This window comes from Caulobacter sp. CCNWLW153 (assembly GCF_036889365.1).
In the GTDB taxonomy this organism is placed as follows: domain Bacteria; phylum Pseudomonadota; class Alphaproteobacteria; order Caulobacterales; family Caulobacteraceae; genus Caulobacter; species Caulobacter radicis.
In genome coordinates, this window is record NZ_JBAKFV010000013.1 from 30,816 (window position 1) to 50,861 (window position 20,046).

At 69.5% G+C, this 20,046-nt stretch carries 18 protein-coding genes; 9 read left to right on the top strand and 9 right to left on the bottom strand.

What is annotated here, in order from left to right; genetic code table 11:
• The first annotated feature begins 47 nt into the window (after positions 1-47).
• Complete coding sequence (locus V6S85_RS19040) at positions 48-1,025, top strand: alpha/beta hydrolase (RefSeq protein WP_334349922.1); 978 nt, start codon at positions 48-50, stop codon at positions 1,023-1,025.
• A gap of 209 nt (positions 1,026-1,234) precedes the next feature.
• Here the strand turns inward: V6S85_RS19040 and V6S85_RS19045 are convergent, their stop codons facing one another.
• Entirely contained in the window at positions 1,235-3,355 is a 2,121-nt protein-coding gene (locus V6S85_RS19045) for a lytic transglycosylase domain-containing protein (RefSeq protein ID WP_334349923.1), read from the bottom strand.
• A gap of 243 nt (positions 3,356-3,598) precedes the next feature.
• On the opposite strand from V6S85_RS19045, the gene dapA reads away from it, so the two are divergent.
• The 4 genes from dapA (at position 3,599) to V6S85_RS19065 (ending at position 6,946) form a co-directional block, all read left to right on the top strand.
• Entirely contained in the window at positions 3,599-4,483 is an 885-nt protein-coding gene (gene dapA / locus V6S85_RS19050) for a 4-hydroxy-tetrahydrodipicolinate synthase (protein WP_116567260.1), read from the top strand.
• Positions 4,483-4,941, top strand: coding sequence for an SsrA-binding protein SmpB (gene smpB / locus V6S85_RS19055; protein WP_058349779.1), 459 nt, complete (start codon positions 4,483-4,485; stop codon positions 4,939-4,941). The genes dapA and smpB overlap by 1 nt, the downstream gene beginning before the upstream one ends.
• 327 nt (positions 4,942-5,268) lie before the next feature.
• Positions 5,269-6,429, top strand: a complete 1,161-nt coding sequence (locus V6S85_RS19060) for an acyltransferase family protein (RefSeq protein ID WP_334349924.1) — start codon at positions 5,269-5,271, stop codon at positions 6,427-6,429.
• A 97-nt stretch (positions 6,430-6,526) separates the two neighbouring features.
• A complete protein-coding gene (locus V6S85_RS19065; RefSeq protein WP_101713653.1) occupies positions 6,527-6,946 on the top strand; it encodes a DUF2147 domain-containing protein in 420 nt (139 codons plus the stop codon).
• A 114-nt stretch (positions 6,947-7,060) separates the two neighbouring features.
• Here V6S85_RS19065 and V6S85_RS19070 read toward each other — a convergent pair whose 3' ends face one another.
• The 5 genes from V6S85_RS19070 to V6S85_RS19090 form a co-directional block, all read right to left on the bottom strand.
• A complete protein-coding gene (locus V6S85_RS19070) occupies positions 7,061-8,875 on the bottom strand; it encodes an aminopeptidase P family protein (RefSeq protein ID WP_334350018.1) in 1,815 nt (604 codons plus the stop codon).
• A gap of 41 nt (positions 8,876-8,916) precedes the next feature.
• Positions 8,917-9,354, bottom strand: coding sequence for a hypothetical protein (locus V6S85_RS19075; protein ID WP_116567268.1), 438 nt, complete (start codon positions 9,352-9,354; stop codon positions 8,917-8,919).
• Positions 9,355-9,443: 89 nt separating this feature from the next.
• Positions 9,444-10,310: a 50S ribosomal protein L11 methyltransferase gene (locus V6S85_RS19080; protein ID WP_334349925.1), complete on the bottom strand. Its 867-nt coding sequence runs from the start codon at positions 10,308-10,310 to the stop codon at positions 9,444-9,446.
• Complete coding sequence (locus V6S85_RS19085) at positions 10,307-11,716, bottom strand: O-antigen ligase family protein (RefSeq protein ID WP_116567272.1); 1,410 nt, start codon at positions 11,714-11,716, stop codon at positions 10,307-10,309. Before V6S85_RS19085 ends, V6S85_RS19080 begins: the two co-directional genes overlap by 4 nt.
• 262 nt (positions 11,717-11,978) lie before the next feature.
• On the bottom strand, positions 11,979-12,497 hold the full coding sequence (locus V6S85_RS19090; protein WP_334349926.1) for a hypothetical protein: 519 nt from the start codon (positions 12,495-12,497) through the stop codon (positions 11,979-11,981).
• 73 nt (positions 12,498-12,570) lie between these two features.
• Here V6S85_RS19090 and V6S85_RS19095 point away from each other — a divergent pair, with 73 nt between their 5' ends.
• Complete coding sequence (locus V6S85_RS19095) at positions 12,571-13,752, top strand: low temperature requirement protein A (protein ID WP_334349927.1); 1,182 nt, start codon at positions 12,571-12,573, stop codon at positions 13,750-13,752.
• A gap of 92 nt (positions 13,753-13,844) precedes the next feature.
• Entirely contained in the window at positions 13,845-14,438 is a 594-nt protein-coding gene (locus V6S85_RS19100; RefSeq protein WP_334349928.1) for an HAD family hydrolase, read from the top strand.
• Here V6S85_RS19100 and pip read toward each other — a convergent pair whose 3' ends face one another.
• The gene (pip, locus tag V6S85_RS19105) at positions 14,439-15,428 is read right to left on the bottom strand and encodes a prolyl aminopeptidase (RefSeq protein ID WP_116567280.1); all 990 of its coding nucleotides are present in this window, start codon (positions 15,426-15,428) and stop codon (positions 14,439-14,441) included.
• A 132-nt stretch (positions 15,429-15,560) separates the two neighbouring features.
• Between pip and V6S85_RS19110 the strand changes: the two genes are divergently transcribed.
• Together V6S85_RS19110 and V6S85_RS19115 are read left to right on the top strand one after the other, a co-directional pair.
• Positions 15,561-16,082 (top strand): TlpA family protein disulfide reductase, encoded by a 522-nt coding sequence (locus tag V6S85_RS19110; RefSeq protein WP_116567282.1) that lies wholly within the window; start codon positions 15,561-15,563, stop codon positions 16,080-16,082.
• A gap of 30 nt (positions 16,083-16,112) precedes the next feature.
• Complete coding sequence (locus V6S85_RS19115) at positions 16,113-16,370, top strand: low temperature requirement protein A (RefSeq protein WP_101716585.1); 258 nt, start codon at positions 16,113-16,115, stop codon at positions 16,368-16,370.
• A 43-nt stretch (positions 16,371-16,413) separates the two neighbouring features.
• Here the strand turns inward: V6S85_RS19115 and V6S85_RS19120 are convergent, their stop codons facing one another.
• Both V6S85_RS19120 and V6S85_RS19125 read right to left on the bottom strand, forming a co-directional pair.
• Complete coding sequence (locus tag V6S85_RS19120) at positions 16,414-17,526, bottom strand: alkaline phosphatase D family protein (RefSeq protein WP_334349929.1); 1,113 nt, start codon at positions 17,524-17,526, stop codon at positions 16,414-16,416.
• 169 nt (positions 17,527-17,695) lie between these two features.
• Entirely contained in the window at positions 17,696-19,984 is a 2,289-nt protein-coding gene (locus tag V6S85_RS19125) for a TonB-dependent receptor (RefSeq protein WP_334349930.1), read from the bottom strand.
• Between the last annotated feature and the right edge of the window lie 62 nt (positions 19,985-20,046).

The window sequence follows — 20,046 nt, forward strand, 5'->3', positions numbered from 1 at the left end:
TGACACTTTCGGCTATCACGCTTGCAGTAGAGTTCGGGAGAAACGTCATGCCGCAACTGAACCGCCGGAGCGCCTTCGCCCTGCTGGCAGGGATCACCGCCCTGTCGACCGCGAGCATGGCCAGCGCCGCGCGCAAGCCGGCCGTGCCCGAGCCCAGCGAGGTGCGGCCGCTGTGGCCCAATGACCCGCCGGGCTCGAGCGGCGTGACGGCCCAGGAGACAGTGATCGAGCGCAGCGACGGCAAGGGGCCGCGCGACCGGGCCGTGACCCACACCCGCAAGCCGACGCTGAGCCTTTTCCGCCCGCGCAAGCCCAATGGTGCGGCGGTGATCCTGATCCCCGGCGGCGGCTATGAGCGCGTCGTCATGGACAAGGAAGGCTTCGAGACCGCCCAATGGCTGGCCGACCGCGGCTACACCTGCTTCGTGCTGCTCTATCGCCTGCCGGGCGACGGCTGGGGGGCGGGGCCGGACGCGCCGCTGCAGGACGCCCAGCGGGCGCTGCGCCTGGTGCGTTCGTGGGCGCCGGGCATGAAGTTCGCGCAGAACCGCATCGCCATCATGGGCTTCTCGGCCGGCGGACACCTGGCGGCCAGCCTGACCACCCGCTTCGAGGCCCAGGTCTACGATCGCGTCGACGCCGCCGATGATCTTTCCGCGCGCCCGGACCTGTCGGCCCTGATCTATCCGGTGATCACCATGACAGCCGGGACCACCCACGCCGGCTCGCGCAAGCAACTGCTGGGCGCGTCTCCGTCTTTCGAAGCGGTGCAGGCCTATTCGGCCGAGACCGGCGTTGGCGGCCGCACGCCGCCGGTGTTCCTGGTCCACGCCGCCGACGACAAGGCCGTGCCGGTCGAGAACAGCCTGATGATGTTCGCCGCCTTGAAGGCCAAGGCCATCCCGGCAGAACTGCACGTCTTCGAGGAAGGCGGCCACGGTTTCGGCCTGCGCTCGATCGAAGGCAAGCCGGTGGCGGCCTGGCCGACGCTGTTCGAGACCTATGCGAAGAAGAAGGGGATCTGAGTTCCTTGGCCCTCTCTCTGAGAGAGAGGGAGGGCCCACGCCGTAGGCGTGGGAGGGTGAGAGGTGACAAACTCACCGACTGAGGCAGGGCCGTTCAGCCGCGGGCGGTGGCGGGATGGATCGAGGTTTGCCGACCAGTGGTGAAACCTCTCACCCTCCCACCGCTGCGCGGCGGGCCCCTCCCTCTCTCAAAGAGAGAGGGATTTTACCTACCGCCCCCCGATCGGCGCCATGGTTCCCGAGGCCGGGGCGTAGCTGTAGCCGCCGCGCTTGAGGTCGGCCGAGAGGGTGAGGGGGGCGACGCCGCCGTTGAGGCGTGCGCGGTAGACCATGGTCGTCTCCAGGGTGCGCATCACGTAGTTGCGGGTCTCGCTGAACGGGATGCACTCGATGAAGTCGAGCGGATCTGTGCTGGCGCCGCGCGGGTCGCCGCACAGGGCCGTCCACTGCGGCGGACGGCCGGGGCCGGCGTTATAGGCCGCGGCGGCCATGATGTAGGAGCCGCTGAAGCGGTTGATCATGTCGCCCAGGTACACCGAGCCCAGGCGCATGTTGTAGTCGGGCTCGAACAGGCGATCGACGCTGTGGCTCTCGCCCAGCTTGCGGGCCACGCCGGCGGCGGTGGGCGGCATCAGCTGCATCATGCCGCGCGCCCCGACCGACGAGCGGGCGCGGGGGTCGAAATTGCTCTCCTGGCGCGAAATCGAATAGACGAAGGCCGTCTCGGCCGCGCCCGGAATGGGCGTGAAGTGGTGGTCGAGCAGGGGATAGCCGCGCTCGGGCAGGATGAAGCCGCGCTGGGCGGCGGTGCGGACCGCGCGCATGGCCAGGTCCTGGTCGCCGGTGTTGCGGGCGAAGTCGACCAGCAGGGCCTGCTCCTGGGCCGTCGGCAGCTGGTCGTCGATATAGAGGACCAGGGCGCGGAAGGCGTCGTTGGCGCCGACGTCGCGCAGCAGCTTGGCGGCGCGGATCAGCTCGCGGCTCTCGAAGCGGGCGCGGTCGGCCTGGGTGACCACCGGGTCTTTCTCCAGGCGGATTTCCTTGATCCCGGCCTTCTCGGCGGCCAGCTGGCCGTAGAAGGTGGTGATGTGGCGCGCGCCCTCGGCGTAGAAGGCCTGGGCGGCGATGACGTCGCCCTGCGCCTCGGCCGCGCGGCCCTGCCAGTAGAGGGCGCGGCCGCGGGTGATCGGCGAGGCGCCGATCTCGTTGATGCGGCCAAAGTGGGCGGCCGCCGCGTTGGCGTCCTTCAGGCGCGACAGCGCGATCCAGCCGGCGAAGAACTCGGCCTCGGCCGCGTCGGCGCCGCCAGGCAGGCCGGCGTTGGCGGCGGCGTAGGCGCCGCGGCTGTCGCCGTTCTTGATGGCCGACATGACCAGCTGCTTGCGTTCGCGCCAGATGGGGCCGGCGGTGTCGTCCGACGGCGGGGCGGCGGGGAAGTAGCGCACGAGGTCGAGCGCCATCACGTCCATGCCCTTGCGGCGCAGGTAGGCGGCGCGCTCGAAGGCGACGCCCGGCGAGACCTGCTGAGCCGGGGTGAGGGCGGCCACCAGGTCGTTGGCGTTGCCGGCGTTGGCGCGCAGGGCGATGCGGGCCTGGGCGGTCGCCTGCTGGTCGTAGGGCAGCATGGCGACCATGTCGCGCGCGGCCGGCCCCTGCGGGCCGTACAGCAGCATGTCGGCGCGCTGGGCGTAGTCGTCGGCGGTGAGTATCGCGCCGAAGCGTGCCTGCATGGCGCGCTGGGCGTCGGCCTCGAAGGTCTTGCCGCGCCAGAAGCGACGGATCAGGTTCGTGGCGTCCTGGGCCCGGCCGCTGGCCTGGTAGGCGCCGGCCAGGGCCATGGCGCCCTCGGCCGTCTGCGGCTCGGAGCCGCCGAACCAGGCGATGGTCTGGACCGGGGTGAGGCCGGAGGTCGACAGGGCCTTCTCGGCCGGCAGGTCGCGGCGCGAGCTGCGCGGCCAGCCGTTGAGGTCGCGCCGGGCCTGGTCCAGCTCGAAGAAGCTCATGCTCTCGGCGCCGACGTCGGCCAGGGCCCACAGGGCGATCTTGCGGGCCAGGGGATCGGAGATGCCCATCATCGCCGCGCGCACGGTCGAGGCCGAGCGCTGGCCCATCACCGCCGCGCGCAGGTTGGCCGCGTCGGTGTCCGACAGCGTGCCGGCATAGGCGGTGGGCGGGGTGCTGACGAGGCCGGGACGGGCCGAACCGGTATAGGGCTGGGGCGCGCTCGGCAGGCCTTCCTCGTCCAGCTGCTCTGTCTGGGCGTCGGCGACGCTCGCGACCAGGGTCAGGCTGACGCAACCAAGAAGAAGCCGACGAATCCCAAAAGCCAAAACGCGGTCTCCTTCAGTACCGAGGCGGTGGTCCGAGCCCTTGATGAGGGCGTCTGGCGGCCGATTTTGGGCCGCATGAGCCGTATAGCCCGGTTCGCCGCTTGATCGACCCGCCTTTCAACACCGCAGAGTGACGAAAAGGTCGGAACGACCAGTTGCGGTCGATGGGGGCGGAGACATATTGTCCGCCCCCACGTTTCAGCCGCAACTCTCGCGGCGTCTGCTCACGGCAAATTGCAAGTCATGGTCCATTCCCCTTTCAAGGGCGTCATCCCGGCCCTGGTCACCCCGTTCCTGAACGGCGAGGTCGACGAGAAAGGGTTCGTCGCCCTGGTCGAGCGCCAGATCGCCGGCGGCGTGCACGGCCTGGTGCCGGTCGGCACGACGGGCGAGACCTCGACCCTGTCGCATGACGAGCACAAGCGCGTCGTCGAGCTGTGCGTGAAGACCGCCCGCGGCCGCGTGCCGGTGATCGCCGGCGCGGGGTCGAACTCGACCGACGAGGCCATCGACCTGGCGCGCCACGCCAAGACCGTCGGCGCCGACGCGGCCCTGGTGGTCACGCCGTACTACAATCGTCCGAGCCAGGAAGGCATGTACCAGCACTACAAGGCGATCAACGACGCCGTGGAGCTGCCGGTGTTCGTCTACAACGTGCCGGGCCGCAGCGGCGTCGACATCTCCAACGAAACGCTGGTGCGCCTGTCGAAGCTGCCCAACATCGTCGGCATCAAGGACGCCACCGGCGACCTGACCCGCATCAGCATGCAGCGCATCACCTGCGGCCCGGACTGGGTCATGCTGTCGGGCGATGATCCGACCGCGCTCGGCTACATGGCCCACGGCGGCCACGGCGTGATCTCGGTGACCTCGAACGTCGCGCCGGACGCCTGCGCCACCTTCATGAACGCCTGCGTCGGCAACGACTGGGAGACGGCCCGCTACTGGCAGGACCGCCTGATCAAGCTGCACAAGGCCCTGTTCCTCGACTCGTCGCCGGGTCCGACCAAGTTCGCCCTGGCCCAGCTGGGCCTGTCGACGGAAGACGTGCGCCTGCCGATCACGCCGTGCAGCGAGGCCGTGCGTCCGGCGATCGTGGAAGCCATGCGCGAGGCGGGTCTGGTCTGATGACCAAGCCGATCGCGGAAAACCGGCGCGCCCGGTACGACTACTTCATCGAAGAGACCTTCGAGGCCGGCATCATGCTGACCGGCACCGAGGTTAAGTCGCTGCGCGTCGGCCGGGCCAATATCGCCGAGTCCTATGCATCGGTCGAAGGGCGGGAGATCAAGCTGATCAACGCCGATATCCCGCCCTACGGCCACGCCAACCGCTTCAACCACGAGCCGCGCCGTCACCGGAAGCTGCTGCTGCACCGCAAGCAGATCGAGAAGCTGATCGGAGCGGTGCAGCGCGACGGCCGCACCCTGATCCCGCTCAAGCTCTATTGGAACGAGAAGGGCCTGGCCAAGCTGGAGATCGGCCTGGCCAAGGGCAAGAAGAACCACGACAAGCGCGAGACCGAAGCCGCGCGTGACTGGGCGCGAGACAAGGCCCGCCTGATGAAGGGCGACCGCGGGGACTGATCTGGTCGTTCAGAGAACCTCCCCCCTTGGGGGAGGTGATCGCGAAGCGATCGGTGGGGGCTGACTTCCCATCGCCCCGAAAGCTGAAAACGTCCCCCCACCGGCCTTCGGCCGCCTCCCCCAGGGGGGGAGGATCTTCGTCACAGACGCTCTCCCTGAAGGGGGAGCTGTCGCGGAGCGACTGAGGGGGAAGGGGCTGCGACGGTGGCGGATCTACCGACCTCATCAGGAACTTCCCCCTCCGGCCCTTCGGGCCACCTCCCCCTTCAGGGGGAGGATCTTGACCCTGGCGCCGCTTTTGCTCCTTCCTTTCCGAAGGAGTCCGCCATGTCCGATACTGGTGCAAACACGGCCAAGGTCGCGCGTCCGCTGTCCCGCGGCGGGCCGCTGGATGCGCTGCGGTTCTTCGCGGCCTTCTTCATCGTGGTCTATCACTACGCCGAGCAGGCGCCGGTCTCGCTGTTTTCGATCCACCCGGCGTTCGGGCGGGGCTACCTGGCTACCGACTTCTTCCTGCTGCTGTCGGGCTACGTGCTGGGCCGGGCCTATGGCTCGCGCGTGTCGGACGGCCGGATCCACGACGGCGCCTTCCTGATCAAGCGCATCGGCCGGGTGTGGCCCGCGCACCTGGTCATGATCGCCGCCTTCGTGGCCCTGGTGCTGGGCACCACGGCGCTGGGCATGCAGCCGCGCAATCCGCAATGGTACCAGTGGGACCAGCTGCCCCAGCAGGTGTTCCTCATTCAGACGTGGGGGTTCCAGGGGCCGTCGGGTTGGAACATGCCGACCTGGACCCTTTCGGCGCTGCTGGTCTGCTACGCCCTGTTCCCGACCATGTGGCGGCTGTTCGGCAGGATCGGCTCGCCGTGGATGGCGCTGCTGGTCGGCTGCGCCGTGTTCGTGGCCGTGGACGTGTTCTCGCGCCAGGTGTTCGGCCTGCCGTCGTTCCACCTGCACCTGAAGAACGGCCTTTATCGCGCCATCCCGCTGTTCCTGATGGGCGTGCTGATCGCCCGGCTGGCCCGCGAGGTGGTGATCGGCCCGAAGCTGGCCGACGCCCTGGCCGTGTTCGCGGTGGTCGGCTTCGTGGTGCTGAACGTGATCGGCGAGTTCGCCTATCCGAGCCTGGCCCTGCTGGGCCTGCTGATCTTCGCCGCCAGCGGCTCGGCCCAGAACGGCTGGGGCTGGGCCAAGACCGGCGGTCGGCTGTCGTTCTCGCTCTACCTGACCAACCAGTTCGTCGGCGCGGTGTGGTTCGCCATGCAGCGCCTGCTGGACCAGAAGGTCGCGCTGCCCGAGGCCGCCCACTGGGCGATCTGGGCCATGGCCTTCCCGGCCGCCCTGGTGTTCGCCTGGCTGTTCGAGCGCCTGGTCGACGCGCCGCTTCAGGACTGGCTCAAGCCGCGCCTGGAGAAGGCCACCGCCGGCTGGGGCGGCAAGCGCGAGCGGAACCAGGCGGCTCAGGCGATGGTTACGACCCTGCGCTGAACGGCGCCCCGAAATCGCCTTGCCGATCACGGCGAGATAGGCGACGAGGGATAAAACGCGCGTTCCAAACGCAACGCGCCAAGGGAGTCTAAACCGAATGCTCAGGACCGCCATTCTCGCCGCCGTCGCCAGCGCCGCCTTCGTTGCGCCGGCCATGGCCGCCGACATCTCGGGTCTGTGGCAGACCGAGACCAACGGCGGCCAGGTCGAGATCAGCCGCTGCGGCAACAGCCTGTGCGGCAAGCTGCTGACCTCGGACAACATCAAGAAGAACCCGGCCCTCAAGGACGAGAAGAACAAGGATCCGTCGCTGCGCACGCGCCCGCTGAAGGGCCTGCAACTTCTGTGGGGCTTCAGCGGCGGCCCGACCGAATGGACCGGCGGCAAGGTCTACAAGGCCGACGACGGCAAGACCTATTCGGGCACCATCACCATGACCAACGCCGATACCCTGAAGCTGAAGGGCTGCGTGGTCGCGCCGCTGTGCAAGACCCAGACCTGGACCCGGGTGAAGTAGCTTCTCTCAAAAGCAAGACGCCGCGGCAGCCGACCAGCTGCCGCGGCGTTTTTCGTGGGTGCGACCCCTCATCCGTCAGCTGCGCTGACACCTTCTCCCGCAAGGGGAGAAGGATTAAAGCGGCGCGCACACCCCTTCCAGCCAGGCGCGGACCTCCGGCTCGACGCGCGGGCCGATCTCTTTCAGCACTCGGGCGTGGTAGGCGTCGAACTGGGCGACTTCCTCGGCGGTGAGCAGCGCCTTGTCGACCAGGCGGCGGTCGATGGGGGCCAGGGTCAGGGCCTCGAAGCGGTGCATCGGGCGGTCGCCGCCGGCCACGGGTTCGGCCGGCATGACGACTTCCAGGTTCTCGATGCGGATGCCGTATTCGCCGTCCTTGTAGTAGCCGGGCTCGTTGGAGACGATCATGCCAGGCTGCAGGGCGATGGTGTTGGGCGCCTTGGAGATCCGCTGCGGACCCTCGTGAACGCCCAGATAGACGCCGACGCCGTGGCCGGTGCCGTGGTCGTAGTCCAGCCCGTGGGCCCAAAGCGCCATGCGCGCCAGCGCATCGATGGCCGAGCCGGTGGTGCCGGCCGGGAAGCGCAGGCGGGCGATGGCCAGGTGGCCCTTCAGGACCAGCGTGTTGCGCGTGACCATCTCGGCCGAGGGCTCGCCGATGGCCACGGTGCGGGTGACGTCGGTGGTGCCGTCCAGGTACTGGCCGCCGCTGTCGACCAGCAGCAGCGAGCCCAGCGCCGCACGCTCGTTGGAGCGTTCGGTCGGGCGGTAGTGGGGCAGGGCGCCGTGGCCGTTGGCCGCGCCGATGGTGTCGAAGCTGAGGTCCTTCAGCACGCCGGTGGCTTCGCGGAAGCCCTCCAGCTTGGCGACGGCCTCCTTCTCGTCCGGCGGGCTCGTCTGGCCCTCGGTGGCCAGCCAGTGCAGGAAGCGGGTCAGGGCGGCGCCGTCGCGGCGGTGGGCTTCGCGCGTGCCGTCCAGTTCGACGCCGTTCTTGCAGGCGCGGGGCAGGGTGCAGGGGTCCATGCCCCGCACGACCTTGGCACCGGCGGCGACCAGGGTGTCGAAGTACCAGGCCGACGACTGGGCCGGGTCGACCAGCACGCTCTTGCCGGAGAGCTCGGCCAGGGCGCCTTCCAGCGCTTCGGGCGCTTCGAGCGAGACCTCGTTACCGAGCCAGGCGGGCAGGTCCTCGGTGACCTTGGCCGGGTCGAGGAACAGGCGGGCGCTGCCGTCGGCGCGCAGGACGGCCTGGGCCAGCGGCAGGGGCGTGCGGATGACGTCGCCGCCGCGGATGTTGAACAGCCAGGCGATCGAGGAGGGGGCGGTGATCACCGCCGCATCGGCGCCCAAGGTCGAGGCGAGGCCCGAACCGACGCGGGCGCGCTTGGCCGAGCTTTCCTCGCCGGCGTATTGCACCGGATGCGGCACGACCGGCGCCTGCGGTTGGGCCGGACGCTGAGCGCCCCAGGCCTCGTCCAGCGGGTTGGCGGCGACGGGCTTGAGCGTCGCGCCGGCGCGGGCGGCGGCGGCTTTCAGCACGTCCAGCGCCGCGGGGCTGTGCAGGCGGGCGTCGTAGCCGATCACCGCGCCCTTGCTGGCGGTCTCCAGATAGGCCGGCACGCCGCCCTCGACGAGGTCGCGGATCTCGAACACGCCCTGGTCGACCTGCTCGCGGACTTGAAGCGTATAGCGGCCGTCGACGAAGACGGCGGCGCGGTCGCTCATGATGACGCCGGCCCCGGCCGAGCCGGTGAAGCCGCTGGCCCAGGCCAGGCGGTCGTTGGCGGCGGGCAGGTACTCGTTCTGGTGCTCGTCCTCGTGCGGCACGAGGAAGCCGTCGAGACCCTGGCGGGCCATGGCCTCGCGGATCAGCGGAACGTGGCGCGGGCCAAAGCCCGGATCGGTGGATTCATCGAAGGTCTGGCGCATGACGACCGATGTATGCCGCATGCGCCCGACTTGGAAGGGAGTTATCGCGGCTGATCGGCCTGGGGCGACGGGGCCGTGCCGTCGGTCGCAGCCGGAGCGGTGGCGGCGGCGTCCTGCGCCGCGTCGGCGGCGGTCTGGGCCTGGGTCTCGGTCTGGCGCCGCACGCTCTCGGCGGCGGAGGCGGCTTCGCGGGCCGAAGCCTCGGCGGCCTGGCGGGCCTGGTCGGCGCCGGTCTGCAGGCCCACCTGCGCACCCTCGACGAGGCCGGCGGCGCGGCCCTGTTCCTGGGCCTGGGCGAGTTGGTCGGAACTGGCGTCCATCGGACGCGAGGTCAGCATGAAGGCCACGGCGATCACCGCCACGATGGCCACGACGCCGGCGACCAGCCAGCCCAGGGGGCTGGACTCGCGGCGGACTTCCACCACGCGCTCGGGCTGTCGCGGGGCCTCGGGGTGAAGCGAAGGGTCGGTGTAGGTCATGGTCGTTTCCTCGAACGATGTTGTCCGAGAGAACGTGGAGGCAAGCGGGGGCGTTCCGCCCCTCGTCGTCGAGGGGCGGCGCCGAGAGTCTACGGCCGTTGCAGCACCAGGGTCGCCCAGGCGTCGCGGTGGATGCAGCTGACCACCTTGAAGCCGCGCGACAGGTAGGCGGCCTTGACCATCCGCTCCTGGGTGCGCAGCAGGCCCGACAGGATGACCGTGCCGCCGGGGACGAGGGCGCGCTTGATGTCCTGGGCCAGGCTGATCAGCGGGCGGGCCAGGATGTTGGCGAACACCAGGTCGTAGGGGGCGTTTTCGGCCACCAGCTTGTTGGACAGGCCCGAGGCGTGGACGAAGCGGGCGTTGGCCATGTTGACCTTGGCGTTCTCCTTTGAGATCCGCACGCTGGGCTTGTCGATGTCGGTGCCGACGGCCAGCTTGCTGCCCGTGCGGGCGGCGGCGATGGCCAGCAGGCCCGTGCCGGCGCCGACGTCGAGCACCTTGTTGAACTTCCTGGCCTTGATCAGGCGGTCATAGGCCTGGAGGCAGCCGACCGTCGTGCCGTGGTGACCGGTGCCGAACGCCGCGCCGGCCTCGATGCGCAGGTTGACGGTGCTGGCCGGCAGGCGACCGCGATCGTGCATGCCGTAGACGAAGAAGCGGCCGGCGCGCACGGGCGGCAGGCCCGACAGCGCCATGGCCAGCCAGTCGGCGTCGGCCAGGGCCTCGCGCTCGACCTTCAGCGGATAGCCGCCCAGCAGTTCCAGTAGGGCCGCGTCCTCGTCCTCGGTGGTCGGGAAGGCGTCGATGCGCCAGATGCCCTTGTCCTCGTCCTCTTCCAGGATCGAGTAGGTGGCGCCTTCCAGGCCGGGCATGTTGTCGATGGCGTCGGCGGCGGCTTCGGCGTCGGCGCGCGCGCCGCGGGCGACGATCTGCTGGTGGGTGTAGTCGGTCATGCCGCTCCAATAGTCGGACGCGCGACCAAAGGCGAGACCGTCCGGCGTCCGAAAGCGGGGGCGGGGCTCCAAATTTCGGGCGCGGGGTCGGGCGGCGCCAGTCGCCAGGTCAGCGGCGGCTCCTCGCGCGGGCGCCGTTCGCGGGCCGGCTGCAGCGCACCGGCCCGGCCGAAGACGGGCCCCAGAAGGCGCGTGGCGGCCGCGCAGGCCAGGGCCCAGGCGATGCCGTTGCGCTCCAGGATGAAGCTCTCCGAGAAGGTGGTGATCAGGAAGATGACCAGGAACAGCGTGGCCCAGTAGCCGTCGCGCACCTTGTCGAAGCGGAACAGGGCGACCAGCAGCGGCAGGCCCAGGACCAGGGCCGAGAGCCCGACGCCGATCCAGCCCAACTGGGCCAGCACGTCCAGCCAGCCGTTGTGGGCGGTGGGCACGTTCCAGCCGGTTTCCTTGCGGATGAACAGGGCCGGCACGGAGTCGTCGCGCCAGAACACCGCATAGCCGTAGCCGGTCAGCGGGGCCTTGGCCGACTGGCGCATCAGGGCGTCCCAGATCTCGGTGCGGCCGGTTAGGGTGGGGTCCTTGCCCAGGGCCTTGAACAGCAGCTCCGGCGCCAGCCACATGACGATGGCCGCGCCGCCGATCACCGTGACACCCAGCCAGACCATCGTGATCGCCGTCGCCGGCCCGCGCCGCATCATGCCCAGCAGGCCCGAGCCGACGAGCCCGATCAGCAGCACCATCAACGAGGTCTTGGACTTGCTCATCACGATCATGAAGGCGCACAGCACGATGGCGCCGATGAACAGCCTGCGATGGCGCGTGCCGGCCAGGATGGCGGCCATGGCGCCCAGGGCGCCGTAGACCATCATCGCGCCCATCTGGTTCTTCTCGAACCACAGGCCGCGCCAGTCGCCGGCGTTGATGTCGTGCTGCACGCCCATCTTCGGATAGGCGATCGCGGCCAGCAGGCCGCCGGCGCCGAGCACCAGGAAGGTGGTCGCCAGGATCTCGGCCATGCGGCGACCGTCGAAGCTGGCGGCGAAGTAGAAGCCGAACAGGGTGGTGAAGGCCGCCGCCAGGGCGCGGCGGTTGGTGGTGCCCGGGTCGAACGACCACGAGGCCGAGGCGAACACCCAGAACACCAAGAGGCTCAGAAGGCTGGCCGGCAGCCAGAACTTCATCAGGCGGGGCGCGCGCCACAGCACCAGGGCCAGGATCAGCGCATAGACCGGCAGCCACATCAGGCGGAGGATCGGCATGTCCTCGCCGCCGGCCTGTTCCGGATCGAGAAACGGCCCGATCAGGGCGTTGGACAGCATGAACAGCACGAAGCCGCAGGCCCAGGCCTCCAGCGTGCGCAAGAGCCCGCCTTCCTCCTCGATCCTGTCCGGCGCCGCAGCGTCCATGGTCGTTCCCGTGTGGCGCGAAACGGCACAGTTACCGGTCGCATGAACGGGAGGCTGCAAGGGGGAGGCCGGAGTCGGCTGTGATGGCTTTGCACATGCAATCACGCCTTCCTGGGCCTCGCGCCCAGGACCCATCGGTCAACCTGCTCAAACCTTTCAAGGTCGTTCGCAGTCTGAGCAGCGGCCGCCATGGGCCCTCGCCACAAGGGCGAGGGAGGCGGCTTTTATCGCACAGGCCTGCTTGCTGATGAGTTCGTGAAACCTAGTACCGCAGAGCCACTTCCGTCGGGACGGGGGTCTGGGCCGGCGGGCCGGCCACCACTTCCTCGGGCAGGCGCTTGTCGAGGATGTCGCCGCTGGTCGAGGCGAAGCTGCGGGGCGGGGCGTCGGCGGGTTCCGTGGGGACGGCCGGCTGGTCGTCCAGCGCCGCGGTGGTGGCGCCCGAGGCCGAGACGATGTCGGCGTCGGCGGGATCGGGCTCGTAGCTGGCGGGCTCGATCAGGCCCATCTGCGCCATGTCGGCGGAGGTCAGCACGACCGGCGTTTCGTCGATCGGCGGGCGCAGGAAGTCCTGGCCGATGACGTAGTCTGGAACCTTGCCAGCGGGCCAGGCCATGGGGGCGGCCTCGGCGTACTGGCTGCCCTGGATCTCGGCGTAGGGCTGGGGCTCAGGCTCCTGCGGGCCGATCTGCATGGCGACGCCGGCGATCGCGCCGAGGGTCAGGGCGACGGGAAGGCCGACGATGGCGGCCCGGGTCTTCAAGAGGTCGAGCGGCTTCATGTCCACATAGCGTCCGAGCCGGAGATTCGTTCTAGGCTGAGGTTCGATTCCGGGCGGAAAGGCGCGAGCGATCATGAGCAAGACCAGGGGCGGGGGCCTGCTGCGTATTCGCGAGGGCGGCCACGCGCGGGTGACCTATGTCGAGCTGTTCTTCGACCTGGTGTTCGTGTTCGCGATCACCCAGCTGTCGCATGGGCTGATCGGCCACCCCAGCCTGCTGGGCGTGGTCGAGACGGGCCTCTTGCTGATGGCCGTCTGGTGGGCCTGGATCTATACCGCCTGGGTCACCAACTGGCTGGATCCCGAGCGGCCGCCGGTCCAGATCATGCTGTTCCTGGTGATGGCCGCGGGCATGGTGATGACCATGTCGATCCCCACGGCCTTCGAGGGCAGGGGACTGCTGTTCGCCCTGGCCTATGTGGGCATCCAGGTGGGGCGCAGCCTGTTCACCGCCTGGAGCGTGCGCCACGACCGGGGACTGAAGCTCAACTTCCTGCGCATCACCGCCTGGCTCGCGGTGTCGGGCGTGCTGTGGATCGCCGGAGGTCTGGCCCATGACGGCCTGCGCCTGGCCTGCTGGGCGGCGGCGATCGCCATCGAATACGCCTCGCCGGCCGCCGGCTTCTGGACCCCGGGCCTGGGCCGCAGCAGGACCGCCGACTGGACGGTGGAGGGGGCGCACCTGGCCGAGCGCTGCGCCCTGTTCACGATCATCGCCCTGGGCGAGTCGATCCTGGTCATGGGCGCGACCGCCGCCGGCATGGACTGGACGCCGGTGGTGGCGGCCTCGTTCGCCTCGGCCTTCGTGGCCAGCATCGCCATGTGGTGGATCTATTTCTCGTTCACCGCCGAGGCGGCCAGCGAGGCGATCAGCCATTCCGACGATCCGGGCCGGGTGGCGCGCATCGCCTACACCTACAGCCACCTCCTGCCGGTGGCGGGGATCATCGTGGCGGCCGTCGGCGACGAGTGGGTGATCCACCATCCGGTGGGCCATGCCGATCCGAAGATCTCGGCCGCCCTGATCGGTGGGCCGCTGCTCTTCCTGCTGGGCGGGGTGCTGTTCAAGAAGGCGGTGTTCCGCATCTGGTCGCCGTCGCGCAGCGCGGGGATGGCGGCGCTGCTGCTGCTGATCCCGGTCTCGCCGCTGGTCTCGCCCCTGGTGCTGTCGCTGCTGACCACGGCCGTGCTGGTGCTGGTCGGGGCCTGGGAGAGCCTGGCGATCCGGCGGCGCGGGCATCAGCTGCGCGGCTGACATGGCGCCGCAACGGCGCCGCAAGACTCGTCTATAGGGTCGCGCCAGAAGCGCCGCCTTCCTCCCCCGCGCGGCCGCAACCGGGACATCCAGTGATCAAAGAGCGTTTCCCCGACACCAAGGCCCTGATCTTCGACTGCGACGGCACCCTGGTCGACAGCCTGGGCCTCTATGCCGTCGCCTGGCCAGCGGGCTTGCGGTCCACGGGCCATGCGATGGAGGCGTCCTGGTACCTGGAGCGCGGCGGCTTTTCCGGCGACATGCTGATGGACGCCTTCGAGCGTGAGGTCGGCCAGACCCTCGACCGGGCCCAGGTGATGAAAGCGGTGTGGGCAGCCTACAGCGCGGGGATCGACAGCCTGGCCGAGATCACGGCCGTCACCGCCATCGCCCGCGCGTTCCACGGCCGCCTGCCCATGGCGGTAGCCTCCAGCGGTCCATCGGACTTCGTGCGGCTGAGCCTGAAGTCGCGGGGGCTGGACGTATTGTTCGACACCATCGTCACGGTCGAGGACGTGGCTGCTGCCAAGCCGGCCCCGGACCTCTACCTGGAAGCCGCCCGCCGGCTGGGCGTGCCGCCACGCGACTGCCTGGTGTTCGAGGACAGCATCCAGGGCCTGCAGGCGGCCGCGGCGGCCGGCTGCAACGCGATCGACGTGCGCGAACTGATGGAAGAGGCGGCTTAGCTACCGCCCGTAGGCGGCCTCGGTGGCGCGGATCAGGCCGTCGATGACGCCGGGTTCGGTCGAGGCGTGGCCGGCGTCCCAGACGATCTCGAAATGGGCCGAGGGCCAGGCGCGGTGCAGGGCCCAGGCGCTGGCCAGCGGCGTGACCACGTCGAAGCGGCCCTGGACGATCCAGGCGGGGATGTGCCGGATCGTCTCGATATTGTTGAGGATCCAGCCGTCCTGCGGGAAGAAGCCGCGATTGACGAAGAAGTGGCTCTCGATCCGCGCGAAGGCGATGGCGAAGTCCTCCTCGTTGAACTTCGGCGGCCGGGCCTCTGGGCCGCGCAGCGAGATGGTGTCGCCCTCCCACTGGCTCCAGGCGTTGGCGGCCTCGGCCTGGACGCGGCGGTCGGCGTGGACGAGGCGCTTGTGATAGGCGGCCATCAGGTCGCCGCGCTCCTCGGGCGGGATCGGCGCCAGGAATCTTTCCCAGGCGTCGGGGAACAGCATCGAGGCGCCGTCCTGGTAGAACCAGGCCAGCTCCTTGTCGGTCAGCAGGAAGACCCCCCGCAGCACCAGGCCCTCGACCCGGTCGGGGTGCTTGATGGCGTAGGCGAGGGCCAGGGTGGAGCCCCAGGAGCCGCCGAACACGGTCCACTTCTCGATGCCCAGGTGCTCGCGCAGCCGCTCGATGTCGGCGATCAGGCTCCAGGTGGTGTTGTCGTCGAGGCTGGCGTTGGGTCGCGAGCGGCCGCAGCCGCGCTGGTCGAACAGGGTCATGCGCCAGCGCGACGGGTCGAAGAACCGCCGCATGGTGGGGTTGATCGCCCCGCCGGGGCCGCCGTGCAGGATCACCGCCGGCTTGCCGCGCGGCGCGCCGCACTCCTCGTAATAGATCTCGTGGGCGCTTCCGGTGGGCAGCCAGCCGAAGGAGAATGGCTCGACCTCGCGATAGAGGCCGCGACGGCCGATGGAGGACATGGCTGCGAGTGAAGCGTGACGGTCCATGGCGCGAGCCTAGGCGCTTTGCTCGCCCGTGTGAACGGCGCTTCGTTCGTCGGCGGAAGGCCGTGAGCAAGCTTGACCGCCGGCAACCTGGGCGATAACGCGCTGGAGGGCTGATATTCGGGGGCGAGCGACATGCGGCGGCGGGAACTGATGGCGGGCGGACTGGTCGCGGGACTGGCCGCGCCGAGCCTTGTGCTGGCCAAGCCCAAGCACGCGGTCGCCGGCGACGTCGCCCCGGAGTTCTCGATCTCCACGGTCAACAGCGGCGTCCATCGCCTGGCCGACATGCGCGGCGACGTCGTGGTCATCAACTACTGGGCGTCGTGGTGCGCGCCGTGCCGGGCCGAGATGCTGGCGCTGGACCAGTTCATGCGCGAGAAGGCCGGCAAGGGCCTGCGGATCTACGCCGTCAACATCGAGAGCTCGCCGCCGGAGAAGGCCATGCGCGACCTTTCGGGCGCGCTGTCGTTCCCGGTCGGGCGGCGCCTGGCGGGCAAGGGCTACGGCAAGATCGACAACGCCGTGCCGACCAATTTCGTCATCGACCGCAAGGGCGTGGTGCGCCACGCCAAGGCCGGCGCCTTCTCGTACGACAGCTTCGCGCGCCTCCTGAACCCGCTGCTGGCCGAGGCCCGTCCCGTCGAGGTCGCCTAGAGGCCACGATTCCCGTTATGGTGCGTGCGCATGAGCACCACGCCCGAAGACCTGACCGACGACGACCTCTTGAACCTGCTGACCGACGATCAGCTGGCCGAGCTCGACAACTCCATCGCCGAGATGTTCGGCGCCGAGGGTCTGGACCGCGCCGAGGCCCTGCTGGTGCTGGCCCGGGTCTATTCGATGCGCGCGGCCGAGCGCGACGAGGCCTCGGCCCTGGCCCTGCTGCAACTGGCCGCCGCCATGCGCCGGCGGGCCGAGCGGCTGATGCAGCGGCCGCAGTAATGGAACCCTCCCTCTCCCTATGGAAGAAGGGACGAAGAGCCGCTCACCCCACCCTCAGCGTGCCGGCGTCGATCGCCTGGGTGATCCTCACCTGGCCCTTTTCGTCGCGGATCTCGATCGTGACCTTGGGGGCGGGCGGCGACCAGTCGATGGTGATCAGGCCGAAATTGCGTTCGCGCAGCACCGCCGAGGCGCGCAGGGCGTTGGGCGGGGTGACCGGCCAGACTTCCGTCAGGCCCGACGAGGTGGCGTCCCACATCGGATAGGGGACGTTGAGGTCGAGCTTGCTGACCTCGGCGTAATGGGTGTCGCCGCTGACGAAGAACAATCGCTCGGCGCGCTGGCGGCGGATGGCGTCGAACAGGCGCTGGTGGTCGCGGGCGTAGTTGATCCAGCTTTCCCAGCCGGCGAAGTCGGCCAGCACCTGCAGGCTGGAGCCGAAGATCCGCAGGTCGGCGGGTTGGGCCAACTGGGCCTCCAGCCAGGTCCACTGCGGCTCGCCGATCATGGTGGCGTCGTGGTCGGCGATGCGGTCGTAGGGGCCGGGCGTCTCCTTGCCTTGCAAGCCGCGGGCGACGGCCCAGGCCTTGTAGCCGCCCTTGAAGGTCTTTTCGGCCAGCGGCGTGCGGTTCCAGCGCAGGTCGGGCAGCAGGATCTGCACCCGGCGTCCTTCTGGACCAAAGACGTAGGCGGCATAGACGCCGTCGCGCGTGCGGCGGGGAGAGTTTTCCGGCTCGCCCCAGAAGTCGCAGAACTGGCGGCGGCTCTCGGCCTTCATCGGATAGTCGCCGCCGGCGTCGTTCTCGCCGAAGTCGTGGTCGTCCCAGATGGCGACGACGGGGATCTCGTCGCGCAGTCGCTTGAAGTGCGGCTTGGCGGCCAGCATCGCGTACTTGGCGGCCATCACCTTGGGATCGCGGGTGTCGGCGTAGATGTTGTCGCCCAGGAACATGAAGAGGTCGGGCTTGGCCGCGAAGATCGCCTCCCAGATCGGCTGGTCCTTGTCCTGCTTGGCGCAGGAGCCAAAGGCGATGCGGGTCAGCGGCTTGTCGAGGGTCGGGTGGGGCGCATCGACGACAGCCTGCGCGGCGGCCGGCGCGAGCGCCAGGGCGGCGGCCGACAGGCCGAGCGCCGAGCGGCGGGAGAGGTCGGTCACGGGCGTGAGCCTCCACGAAAAAGCCCTTCCCCCTCGATGGGGGAAGGGTTGGGATGGGGGTGTCCTGCGGAAGGAGAGGGTGAAGCAGCGCTTGTTGTCCAGCGCCGCGTCACCCCCAACCCCGGCCCTTCCCCCCATCGAGGGGGAAGGGGGAATGGGGAAGGCTTGATCAGAACGCCTTCTTGATGGTCACGAAGCCCTGGCGCGGCGGGGCCGGCAGCAGGGTCATGGTCGTGCCGGCGGTGTCGCGGTTGACGAAGCCGCCCGAGCCGACGGTCGAGATGTAGTCCTCGTCGGTCAGGTTGGTGATGTTGGCCTGGATCTCCAGGCCCTTGCTCCAGCCCTCGCCGTCGAAGCGATAGCCGAAGGTCAGGTCGGCCACGGTGTAGCCGTCGACCTCGCCGCCGACGTTCTCGTAGGTGTAGTAGCGCTCGCCGGTGTAGCTGACGCCGAGGCGGGCGAAGAAGCCGCCCTGCTCGAACTTCACCTCGCCCTTGAACAGGTTCTTGGGCGTGTTGACGACGGTCTTGCCGGCGGTGCGGGCGGCGATGGTGCCGTCGCCGTTCATGACGTCGTCTTCGTATTCGGAGCTGTTGTAGGTGTAGGAGCCGTAGACCGACCAGGCGTCGGTGAGGCGGAACTCGCCGGCCAGCTCGACGCCTTGGGTCTTCACCGAGCCGACGTTCGACAGCACGGCGGGCAGACCCAGGATCGGCGAGGCGGTCGAGGCGCTGAGCAGGCGGTTCTCGAAGGTCACGTCATAGAGCGCCGCGACGCCCTGGAAGCGGCCGTTGCGATAGCGGACGCCGCCTTCCCAGGTCTTGGAGCTTTCCGGCTCCAGGGTCTTGGCGACGTAGTCGACCACCGTCTGGCTCTGCGAGGCGAACGGACCGGCGGTGGCGGCCGAGACGTAGGCGGCCACGTTCTCGGTATAGCCGCCGAAGACTTCCAGGCCGCTGTCGAAGGCGTAGACCGCGCCGACCTGCGGCAGGAAGGTTTCCTCGCTCTTGATCGTGCCGGCCAGCGGGTTGCCGACCACGGTCTCGACGCTGTTCTCGACCTTCATGGCCTTGAAGCCGAAATTGACCTTGAAGGCGTCGGTGATCGCCCAGCTGTCCTCGATGTAGCCGGTCAGGGTCTGCGTCTTGAACCGGTACTGCCACTGGGTGGCGAAGGGGTTCTGCTGGAAGTCGAGCGGATCGCGCGACGGGCGCGAGACCGTCTCGGCGTAGAAGCGGCGGGCCTGGTTGAAGTGGTTGGTCTCGGTCCAGAAGCCGCCGCTCAGCTTGTGGGCGCCCAGGTCGACCGACAGGCTGGCGGTCAGGCCGCCGCGGTCGATGTCGTACTCGGTGGTGCGGATCGACAGCGGGGCGGCGTCAGAGCCGGCCGTGCCGAAGCCGGGGCTGGCCAGGTAGGGTGTGTACCACAGGCCCTGGCCCTTGTTCTTGTGCTGGTAGGCGGTGGCCTTGAAGTCGACGCGGTCGCCGAAGGGCAGGGCCAGGGTCGCGCCGTAGAGGTCGTCGTCACGCACGCCGGCGCCGGCGTAGTAGGCGTCGTCGACCGTGGCGAACGGGGCGGGTAGGGCCGTGCCGGTCTGGTAGGCGCGGGCCGCGGCGATGGCCAGGTTCCAGTTGGGGATCAGGTTGTCCCAGTCGCGGCCGAGACGCTTGATCATCTCGAACGACATGTCCTGGTAGTCCTGCTCGCGGCGTTCCGAGCGGGTGTAGAAGCCGGTCAGCGAGCCCTCGCCCAGCGGCAGGACGGCCTTGGCGTCGTATTGGCGCTGCTTCTGCTCGCTGCCGCCCTTCCACTTGTCGGTCTTCTGGTCGGCGACCGAGATGAAGGCGCGCAGGCCGCCCAGCTGTTCCAGGGCGCCCGTTTCGAAGCGGGCGAACACGCGATGCATGTTCTGCGAGCCGCCGGTCAGGTTGACCTGGCCGCCCATCACTTCCGACGGATCCCGCGAATAGAATTGCAGCGTGCCGCCTAGGTTCGAGGTCGAGGCGGTGCCCAGCGAGCCGGCGCCCTGGGCCAGCTCGACCTTGCCGATGTTCTCGCTGGCGATGGCGCGGCTGATGTGCAGGCCGTTGTGGTTGCCGTAGCTCATGTCGCCCAGCGGCACGCCGTCGCGGGTGAAGCCCAGCTGGTTCTGGTTGAAGCCGCGGATCGACAGGCTGGTCGACCACTCGTAGGCGCCGAACGGGTCGGCCGACTGGAACGAGACGCCCGGCAGTTTGTCGATGGCCTTCAGCGGGCTCGTGCCGGCGGCCTGGGTGGCGATGCTTTCCTCGTTGAGGACCTGGACCTGGCGGCTCTGGCCCTGGCCGATGACCACGACGGCCTCGACTTCGGCGGCGGCGTCGGGCGCGGGTTCCGGCGCGGGGTTTTCGGCGGCCAGGACAGGCGCGGCGAACAGGAGGGCGCCGAGGGCGGCGCTGAGCAGGAGGGCGGACTTCATTGGACTATCCCCTAGTGCGCCGAGGGCGGGGAGGCCGCCGGGCGCGTCTGGGGCTGTTCGCC